This is a genomic window from Pseudomonas sp. GW822-FHT07A10 (assembly GCF_058798795.1).
This window is the reverse complement of the sequence record NZ_JBXAKV010000013.1, coordinates 58,585-67,760: the sequence shown is the minus strand read 5'-3', so window position 1 is coordinate 67,760 and position 9,176 is coordinate 58,585. Positions and strand designations below refer to the sequence as shown.

At 47.5% G+C, this 9,176-nt stretch carries 6 protein-coding genes; 5 read left to right on the top strand and 1 reads right to left on the bottom strand.

All coding sequences use genetic code 11. The features are described 5' to 3' along the window. Nucleotides 1–200: 200 nt before the first annotated feature. From gmd to AC1RL4_RS21170, 4 genes are read left to right on the top strand one after another with little or no spacing between them, the layout of a single operon-like run. Nucleotides 201–1,232, top strand: coding sequence for a GDP-mannose 4,6-dehydratase (gene gmd, locus AC1RL4_RS21185; RefSeq protein WP_230174496.1), 1,032 nt, complete (start codon nucleotides 201–203; stop codon nucleotides 1,230–1,232). Beyond that, on the top strand, nucleotides 1,232–2,128 hold the full coding sequence (locus AC1RL4_RS21180; protein WP_230174482.1) for a GDP-mannose 4,6-dehydratase: 897 nt from the start codon (nucleotides 1,232–1,234) through the stop codon (nucleotides 2,126–2,128). Before gmd ends, AC1RL4_RS21180 begins: the two co-directional genes overlap by 1 nt. Further along, complete coding sequence (locus AC1RL4_RS21175) at nucleotides 2,129–3,271, top strand: glycosyltransferase family 4 protein (RefSeq protein ID WP_230174480.1); 1,143 nt, start codon at nucleotides 2,129–2,131, stop codon at nucleotides 3,269–3,271. Beyond that, the gene (locus AC1RL4_RS21170; RefSeq protein ID WP_290371291.1) at nucleotides 3,271–4,380 is read left to right on the top strand and encodes a glycosyltransferase family 4 protein; all 1,110 of its coding nucleotides are present in this window, start codon (nucleotides 3,271–3,273) and stop codon (nucleotides 4,378–4,380) included. Before AC1RL4_RS21175 ends, AC1RL4_RS21170 begins: the two co-directional genes overlap by 1 nt. Nucleotides 4,381–4,609: 229 nt before the next feature. Here the strand turns inward: AC1RL4_RS21170 and AC1RL4_RS21165 are convergent, their stop codons facing one another. Then, nucleotides 4,610–6,691 carry a hypothetical protein gene (locus tag AC1RL4_RS21165; RefSeq protein WP_430954359.1) on the bottom strand — a complete coding sequence of 694 codons (2,082 nt, stop codon included), beginning with the start codon at nucleotides 6,689–6,691 and terminating at the stop codon, nucleotides 4,610–4,612. Nucleotides 6,692–7,915: 1,224 nt separating this feature from the next. Between AC1RL4_RS21165 and AC1RL4_RS21160 the strand changes: the two genes are divergently transcribed. Beyond that, nucleotides 7,916–9,028 carry an acyltransferase family protein gene (locus AC1RL4_RS21160; RefSeq protein WP_230174476.1) on the top strand — a complete coding sequence of 371 codons (1,113 nt, stop codon included), beginning with the start codon at nucleotides 7,916–7,918 and terminating at the stop codon, nucleotides 9,026–9,028. Nucleotides 9,029–9,176: the final 148 nt, after the last annotated feature.

Here is a 9,176-nt window from a genome sequence, read left to right as displayed (position 1 = left end):
CGGCAAAGTCTGGTAAGTCGGACATCTGCTTGAAGGCTTGTCAGAGGTGCCAGCGGCTTGTGAGCTGCGCTCTGCGCAGTCGTCATCAACGACTGCAGTCTGTATGATCTGCACTACGCTAAATGCTTCGGCATGCATCTGGGGCTCAGGTATGCGTCCCTCGTTTTTGAAAACATTTGTATGGGGTTCAAAGGATTCGAATGAAAGCTATCGTTACCGGCATTACTGGTCAGGACGGTGCCTACCTGGCAGAGCTGTTGCTCGAAAAAGGCTACACCGTGTATGGCACCTATCGCCGTACCAGCTCTGTCAATTTCTGGCGTATTGAGGAGCTGGGCATCCACCAGCACCCTAATCTCCATCTGGTCGAGTATGACTTGACTGACCTGTCTGCCAGTATTCGCCTGCTTCAGACGACTGAAGCCACCGAGGTTTACAACCTTGCGGCGCAGAGCTTCGTCGGTGTCTCCTTTGAACAGCCATTGACCACTGCAGAAATTACCGGTTTGGGCGCAGTCAACCTGTTGGAAGCCATTCGTATCGTTAACACGAAAGTTCGCTTCTATCAGGCCTCTACCTCCGAAATGTTCGGTAAGGTCCAGGCGATCCCTCAGGTTGAAAGCACACCTTTCTACCCGCGCAGCCCCTACGGCGTCGCCAAGCTGTACGCCCACTGGATGACCATCAACTACCGCGAGTCTTACGGTATTTTTGCGACCAGCGGTATTCTGTTCAACCACGAATCTCCACTGCGCGGTCGTGAGTTCGTGACGCGCAAGATCACCGACTCCGTGGCCAAGATCAAACTGGGCCTGCTGGACAAGATGGAATTGGGCAACATGGACGCCAAGCGCGACTGGGGTTTTGCCAAAGAGTACGTCGAAGGGATGTGGCGCATGCTGCAAGCCAAAGAACCAGACACCTTCGTTCTGGCTACCAATCGTACTGAAACAGTTCGTGACTTCGTGTCGATGGCATTCAAGGCGGTCGATATCACCATCAAATGGAGTGGTGAAGCAGAAGCAGAGCAGGGCATTGATGCTGAAACCGGTAAAGTGCTGGTAACCATCAATCCCAAGTTCTACCGCCCGACTGAAGTCGAATTGCTGATCGGTAATCCGGCTAAAGCCAAGGAAGTACTGGGTTGGGAGCCAAAGACCAATCTGGAAGAATTGTGCCGCATGATGGTCGAAGCAGATCTTCGTCGTAATGAAAAAGGATTTTCGTTCTGATGACCATTGCTGGCAAACGTGCGCTGATAACAGGTATTCATGGGTTCACAGGTCGTTACATGGCCGCGGAACTCGAAGCCCACGGTTACGAGGTCATCGGGTTAGGGAGTCAGCCTTCCGGTGAGCCTGGTTACCACCAGATCGATCTGGCCGATGGTCCGGGTCTGCATGCTTTGCTGGCAACCCTTCAGCCGGATTTCGTGGTGCATCTCGCTGCACTGGCGTTTGTTGGGCATGGTGCACCAGAGGCGTTTTATCAAGTCAACCTGATAGGCTCCCGTAACCTGCTCGAAGCTATCGCCAACTGCGGCAAGGCACCGAGCTGCGTATTGCTCGCCAGTAGCGCAAATGTGTATGGCAACACCTCGTCCGGATTGCTGGACGAGTCGACTGCACCAGCACCGGCCAATGATTATGCAGTCAGCAAGTTGGCCATGGAGTTCATGGCCAACCTGTGGCGCGAGCGTTTGCCTTTGGTAATTGCTCGCCCCTTCAACTACACAGGTGTTGGACAGGCAGACAATTTTCTTTTACCCAAGATCGTTTCTCACTTTCGCCGCAAGGCTGAGAAAATCGAGCTGGGTAATCTTGATGTGTGGAGAGACTTCAGTGACGTCCGTGCACTGGTCAAGGCATATCGAGGATTGCTGGAAGCCAGGCCGATTGGCCAGACTGTCAATGTAAGCTCTGGAAAGGCCCATTCGTTGCGCGAAGTAATTGCCATGTGTGAGGCGTTGACGGGCCATAAAATCGAAGTCGAGGTCAATCCGGCGTTTGTGCGAGCAAATGAGGTCAAAACGCTGTGCGGCGACAATAGCCGCCTCAAGTCGTTGGTCTCCGGATGGCAAACGCCTCCACTTAAAGAAACTTTAAGCTGGATGCTGGCGGCCGAATAAATGAAGCTAGTGTTATCCGTAGAGCCGGTCCGTTTTCCACTGACCGGCATAGGTCGTTATACCTACGAATTAGCCTTGAGACTGCAGAAAAGCCAGGAGATTACCGATCTCCAGTTTTTCGCTGGTCGGCGCTTTTTACCAAGTCTGCCTACCGCATCCGATGCATCAGGCAGTGGATATGGGCTGAAGCGCGCTGTTCAAAAGAACTTTTTAGCGGTCGAGGCGTATCGGTTGCTGATGCCGATTCTTCGAGCAAGGGCGTTGAAAAATCACTCGGATTTTCTGTATCACAGCCCTAACTATTATCTCCCCCCCTTCGCAGGGAAGAGTGTTGCTACATTTCATGATCTCTCGCCCTTTACCTGGGCGCATTGCCACGCCCCGCAGTTGGTTCGCTACCTGCAGAAAGAGTTGAGGAAGACACTTGATCGTGCGGATGCACTGATCACTGACTCTGAATTCACCCGCCAGGAATTAGCCGAATACTTTTCATGGCCGATAGAGCGTATCCACACGGTACCCTTGGCCAGTTCCGAAGAGTTTTATCCGCGCGATTACGAATCCCTTAAGGAGCCTCTGGCCAAGCATGGACTTGTGCCCGGAGAATACAGTCTCTTTGTCGGTACGATTGAACCTCGCAAAAATATCGAAACCTTGCTGGATGCCTATTCTCGCCTTCCACTCACATTGAGAACCCGTTGGCCGTTGATCCTGACGGGCTACTACGGTTGGCGGAACGACGAGATTCACCAGCGTCTGGATACCGCGCGACGCGAGGGCTGGGCACGCTATCTAGGATTTGTTCCAAGCGAAGACTTGCCTTTGTTGTTTTCGGGTGCTCGCCTGTTTGCTTTCCCTTCTCTCTATGAGGGGTTTGGCTTGCCGGTATTGGAGGCGATGAGTTCGGGGGTGCCAGTAGTGTGCTCCAACAGTTCATCGTTGCCTGAGGTCGCCGGCAATGCCGCGCTGATGTGCGAAGCGCTGGATGTCGTGAGACTGACAGAGCTCCTGCAGAAAGGCCTTGAGGATAAAACCTGGCGTCTTCAGGCGATTACCGAAGGCCTGGTGCACTGCTCAGCATTTTCCTGGCAGCGCTGCGCCGACGAAACACTGCAGGTTTACCGGAAGGTTATGGAAAGCTGATGATCAAGGTTCTGCATTTTTTCAAGACGTATTATCCGGAAACAATGGGCGGTATCGAACAGGTGATATTCCAGTTGGCCGAAGGCTCGGCCAAGCATGGTATCCAAGCCGAAGTGCTATACCTGAGCCCTCGCGGGTCCGCTCGAAATGAAACCGTGGGGCATCATGTAAGCCACCGCTCGAAGCTGGACTTGCAGTTGGCCTCTACCGGGTTCTCGCTCTCGGTGATCAAGGATTTCGTGGAGCTGGCCAAAGAGGCTGACATTATCCATTTCCACTTCCCTTGGCCGTATATGGACCTGGTCCATTTCGCTACGCGCCTGGGTAAGCCTACGGTGGTCAGTTACCACTCGGATATCGTCAAGCAGAAAACCCTGCTCAAGCTCTACAAGCCATTGATGTACCGCTTCCTGTCCAGTGTCGATCGCATTGTCGCATCCTCTCCGAACTATGCGCAGAGCAGTACAGTGCTGACAGACTTCAAGGATAAGGTCAGCATCATCCCCTATGGCCTGGATCGAGAAACTTACCCTGAGCCCTCTGCTGAAAAGCTGAAAGAATGGAACGCGCGTGTTGGCGAGAAGTTCTTTCTGTTCGTAGGTGCACTGCGATATTACAAAGGCATCCATTTTCTGCTTGAGGCAGCAGAGAAGACCGGGCTCCCTGTTGTAATCGTGGGGGGAGGGATGCTTGAAGAGGAGCTGAAAGCGAAGGCCCAAGCCTCGGGGCTCGATAACGTGCATTTCGTTGGTAAGTTACCTGATATTGATAAGGCGGCATTGCTGACGCTTTGCTATGCGTTGGTGTTTCCTTCCCATTTGCGCTCGGAATCGTTTGGGATCTCCTTGCTGGAAGGGGCGATGTACGGGAAGCCGATGATTTCGTGTGAGATCGGGTCTGGTACTACCTATATCAATATCGCTGATGAGACAGGTTTGGTGGTGCCTCCGGCTGATGTTGATGCATTGGCGGCGGCGATGAAAGCGCTGTGGGATCAGCCTGAGATGGCGGCGGAGATGGGGGGGCGTGCTGCTGAGAGGTATGCGAAGGTTTTTACTGCAGATACAATGGTTTCTGCCTACGCCGGCATTTATAAGTCATTAGTTTAATTGTGTTTGATGGTGGTTTTTTTTAGTATGTTTGGCTGTTTGGGTTGAGAGTCTGATTGATTGTATTTTGAGTTACTTGAACAAGGGTTGAATTGTTCAATGAAGTTGTGATGCGTTATCGAGCTCAATATTTTTTTCGACTCTGTCGATATATAGATTGCTGTAGGGTTTCAATTATAAAGCTGCCTCTAGGGGGGGGCAGCTTTATAATGATGTTTCTATTGGCTATTTATAGTCTTTCAAAGTTTATGCTTCGAAGCTCGAGAGAGCCGGAGCCATTGTAAGTTATATGAACCTCTAGTTGTTCTATGCCATTTTTAGGGGTGGTAAAGCGTATTGATTTATCTCTGTCGCTTGACTGGATCTCGCCGCTATACAGAATGGTAGGCTGCTTCGAGGCAAAGTCGCCTACTTCAAATTTCCCAACTATAAGGGAGGCGCTATCAGATGAAGTGGTATTAAGTGTTAACTTGTAGTTTCCGTGAGGTAAGCTCAGATAAGGGCCATAAGATAAAATGCCTGCTTTCTCTGGATGTGTGACGATTTTGGAGTTGCTTGATACTGTTCCGATTAGCCCAGGTAGATCTGATCCGTTGTATAGTGCGGATCCTCGACCATAATTTTTGAATAGTGCGTTTTGCTGTCGAGTACGTAGAGTTTTGTCTAAGGTGTCACCCTCGAATATTAAGAGTGAAGTTCCAGAGTCGTTGCAGGCAAGTTTTTTGTAATTTTTTGGTATTTTGTTCGTCAGATTTTTTATGTCGAAGCCGCTGATTAGCCCAATTTCATTGTCCTGAGCAACGATGAAGTTGTAATTGGTTATTCCGTACTTTAAGGGGGTGGCAACTGGACCTTGTGTTGTGATCCAGAATGATGGGTCTAAGTTGTTGTCCGAGGAAAGGATGTAGTGGGAGCGGTTCAAGTAGTACATCGTTGCTCTTGAATCGATATAGTTTGCAATTCCAGAAGTCAAGCGTATTCCGGAGAGCTCAGCATTTTGGATGCAGGATGCTATGTCCCTAGAGTCGTCATAGAACGCTCCATATCTAATAGTGTCGTTTATTTCTGTGTCTTTGTTTTTTAGAATAACGAATATGGCTGATGGAATTGTCAGGGCTAAAGCTAATATGGTAAGAGTGATTGGAGTGTGTTTGTATTTCGAAAGCCGTTCTTTTTTATCGATGAACAGTAGGGATACTGGTATCGATAGAGCTATGAACGTCATAAAATATCGAAAGCCGGATACGTCTGCAAAACCTCCAGATATAATTGAGCCTAGAATGGATGTGGCAGTTGTAGTTAGAAAAAAGACGCAAGTAAGAAATTGGCTTGTTTCAGTAAGGTTAGGCAGATTAGAAGTGTGGTTTACAGTTGTAAGTGTTTTACAGGCTAGAGTGATGCTTTTAAAAAGTGCGTAAGTGACAGTGGTCGCAAAAAAAATGAATGAGATAACAACCCAAGGGGTAGTTGGGTTGAGCAGGTTTTGAAGTCCGGATATTAAATAGTCTAGAGAAGTTTCTGCTCTTTGAAGCGTGGGGTAAATACGTCCCTGAAGGGGCGAGTTAAAGGTTATAGCGTTGGTGATGTAGTAACCTGCTATTTGAGAGGTGCCAAGTAGTATTGTTAGTTTGGTCAGGGTTTTGGTAAGTGTTCTATTTTTATTTATGGTTGCGTGAGCAATTAAAGCTATCAGGGTTAGAAAAAAAGGTAGTGTGAAGCAGATTAGGAATACTGCGGATGATGCTTGGGCTATGGCTGCTATTATCAAAAATAAAAAAGCCGTGATGATTTTTTGTTTTGTCAGGAATGTAATTGCTAGTCCTAGCAGGATTAATCCTGAAATTAAGGTTGGTACTTGGATGTTGTTGGATATGAAGTATATGGCAATGTTGGTTTTGCCAGTAAGGTCGGAGCCGGTAAAGTGATCGGATGTGACGACGGTTAGAAGTAAGGCTAGTAGAGGGATATATTGTACAGCTCTTGATGAATTGGGTAATAGGCGTTTGGTTAGCCACACGCAGAGTGTTCCTATAGCGCCAATCTGAACGAACGTAACAAAAATGATCTCGAAGACTATGTTTTTGCTTAATAAGTATGATGCAAGATAAATGATCATATCCGGAAAATAACTCGGGGCGGGTGACATTTTCCAGTCGCTCCAAGATCCTCCATTCAAAAAAATATCGTCTAGCAAGAATCTCATGAACAGAATGTCGCTGTGTATTTTTGTGGTGAATACCAGCAGTAATATGCTCGTGAGGAGGCACGCTATCAGCGTTAGTAGTAGGTGTCGTTGTTGTGGGATGAGCATGTTGGATTTTCCGGTGTTTCTTGATGAGGTTTCAACACATTATGGCGTTAAATAAAAGTGCTTTCAAAGCTTTATTTGATCATGACTGCCTTCCTGCTGCTTCTGACTGGCACGACTTTTTCTATGTTTTGTAGAAGCCAGATTAGCGAGAGATAAGGTTAGTTGTGGCTTGTCGCATGGCTGAAACCTAAATGATCGAACTTGGTTAATTTTGATAGCTGATTGTACGTAGATTAATGATTTGCGTGAAGCCCGACATGGTGTGGGCGTAGATGTTTTGTATCCGTTTCATGAGCCCTAGGCCAAGACCGTAGCAGTGGCTACTTAGCCAACAATTGAAATAAACTTGCGCGGTACACGAAGTTCGCCGTCATCACTTTTTTCCAAGCCCAAAAAAGATTGCACGTGGCGGGCTTTTCCTTTTCGATTGGTGTTTTACATCTCTGGAGGCTAAGTCAGTATAGGTTCACTAAAATTTCACCCAAAGTGTTTTTCCACATTGACCATGCTCTGCACCTGCAGTTATGGCTTTTCAAATACAAGCATTTTCATCGCATGTCCCGATCCCCTAGTCTCGGATCGAAGACATCAAGGAGCCACCCAAGCATGAACTGACTGTGCTTGCGGCTGACGCGAGCAAGCCATCCGTAAGGTTGATGTATGCCATAGCTGCGAAACTGCCTTGGTTATCGCTGATAAATCCGCGCAGTTGAGTAAAGTACTCAGTCGCCACGGCAATCGACATCCCGCGTCAAAGGCGGGAGCGTTGGGTGAGTCTGTGTGGTAACACCTGACGAAAAATCGGTTGCTGGAAAGTCGCGCAATTCACTGCGACGAAAAGCGTGTGTCTGTGATGAAAAAACTAAAACGCGGCCGGGCGGGCTATCATCCTTTGGTCATTGGTCATTGGTCATTGGTCATTGGTCATTGGTCGTAAGGACTGGCTGTTCAGTGAGACGCTCAAAAGTCCGACGGCCAGCGTTCTATGTTATAGCCAGGTCGAGGCTGGGTAGAAACAAAACGTCCAAGGCTCGGCGTGCTAATGGTAGTATTTCGTGATCAGTGGGTCGTAATACTGACGTAAACAGGGTACGGATTAACATGGTTATAGAAGCATCGGAGATTTTTGTTCGCGCTGGGTAATAAACTGCTTTATAGGGTGGGATTCTCTTAAAGAGACTCTTGTTTTTTTTTATGTGTTGTACATGCTAACAAGGTTAAAAAATGCGTGTTGAACGTCATAACGTAGACATAGATGCATTGCGCGGAATTGCAATTATTTTAGTGGTCTCATACCACATGGCGGCTGTTGGATATATTCCATCCGCGGTTTCCACAATGCTAGCTAATTTTAACGGTTCTTTTGGAGTCGATCTTTTTTTTCTGGTAAGTGGTTTTCTTGTAAGCGCTTCGTTGATGAAGATTTTGGAATCAAATTCTGGTAGTTTTAGGAAGGCAATAAGCATCTATTTTGCTCGTCGATGGTTTCGTACGATTATTCCGGCGGCGATATGGGTCGTTATATGGACAGTGCTATCTTTTCTGACAGATGGTTTTGGTGAGCCGGTAAAGAATTTAAATCATGCAGTTGCGGCTGTTTTACAGTGGGCTCACCTGTTTCTTTACTTTGAATGTGTTAAGGGGAATGGCTGCGGTCTGTTTGGTTATTACTGGTCGCTTTCGCTGGAGGAGTGGTTTTATGTGGTGCTTCCGGTTTTGTTTTTGTGCCTTAGAATGAAGGCAATGCTTACTGTTATTGCCGGTATTCTGCTTGTTTTGTTTGCTCTAGCATTTGTGGGGTGGTCTATGTGGGGGATTTTGCGCATAGAGCCAATGCTGGTGGGTGTTGTTATCTACTTAACGCGTACGAAGTTACTGGTGCTGGCGGAGAGGTTAGGGAGGCGTAAATGGGTGAGATGGGTGCTGCCTATATTGCTATTGTCTTCTATGTACTTGACCGCTCATTGTTTTGGCAAGGCTTACGTAGCAATCGTTACGAGCTGTGCGCTGCTATTTGTTTTATCGCTTCCAGATAAAGGGTATCTCATGGGGCGCCAAACAAGTATCATGCTTTCAGTTGTGGGTAAGGTTTCGTTTTCTATTTATCTTGTGCATGTTCCTTTAATTTGGTTGGTGTCTCATTTGTATGAAGGGTATAGCGGCTTCGGAGCTATGCTGTTAGCTAATGGTTTCCTTTTTTCAATCATTGCTTTGGCTTCATTTGTTTCTTACAGATATCTCGAATTACCAAGCAGAAAACTCGGCTACAGGATAGGTGAGTATATTGAGTACAGGTCGGTTGGGGTGATATTGGACGAGAAGGAACGGCTGTACTGAATGCTGATTATTTTTGTCTTGGTAATTCATGGTTTATGTCAGGTGTTATAGTTTTCGAATTGGATAAAAGAAGGGTGTCTGTGTTAGGCACCCTTGAGTTTAGGATGTGTATTAATGTGCTTCCGTCGTGTATGTTTCGGAAGTGAAA

Excerpts from the sequence above, each read along its gene's own strand:
- gmd (WP_230174496.1), top strand. The coding sequence starts at position 201 with ATGAAAGCTATCGTTACCGGCATTACTGGTCAGGACGGTGCCTACCTG.
- AC1RL4_RS21180 (WP_230174482.1), top strand. The coding sequence starts at position 1,232 with ATGACCATTGCTGGCAAACGTGCGCTGATAACAGGTATTCATGGGTTC.
- AC1RL4_RS21175 (WP_230174480.1), top strand. The coding sequence starts at position 2,129 with ATGAAGCTAGTGTTATCCGTAGAGCCGGTCCGTTTTCCACTGACCGGC.
- AC1RL4_RS21170 (WP_290371291.1), top strand. The coding sequence starts at position 3,271 with ATGATCAAGGTTCTGCATTTTTTCAAGACGTATTATCCGGAAACAATG.
- AC1RL4_RS21165 (WP_430954359.1), bottom strand. The coding sequence starts at position 6,691 with ATGCTCATCCCACAACAACGACACCTACTACTAACGCTGATAGCGTGC.
- AC1RL4_RS21160 (WP_230174476.1), top strand. The coding sequence starts at position 7,916 with ATGCGTGTTGAACGTCATAACGTAGACATAGATGCATTGCGCGGAATT.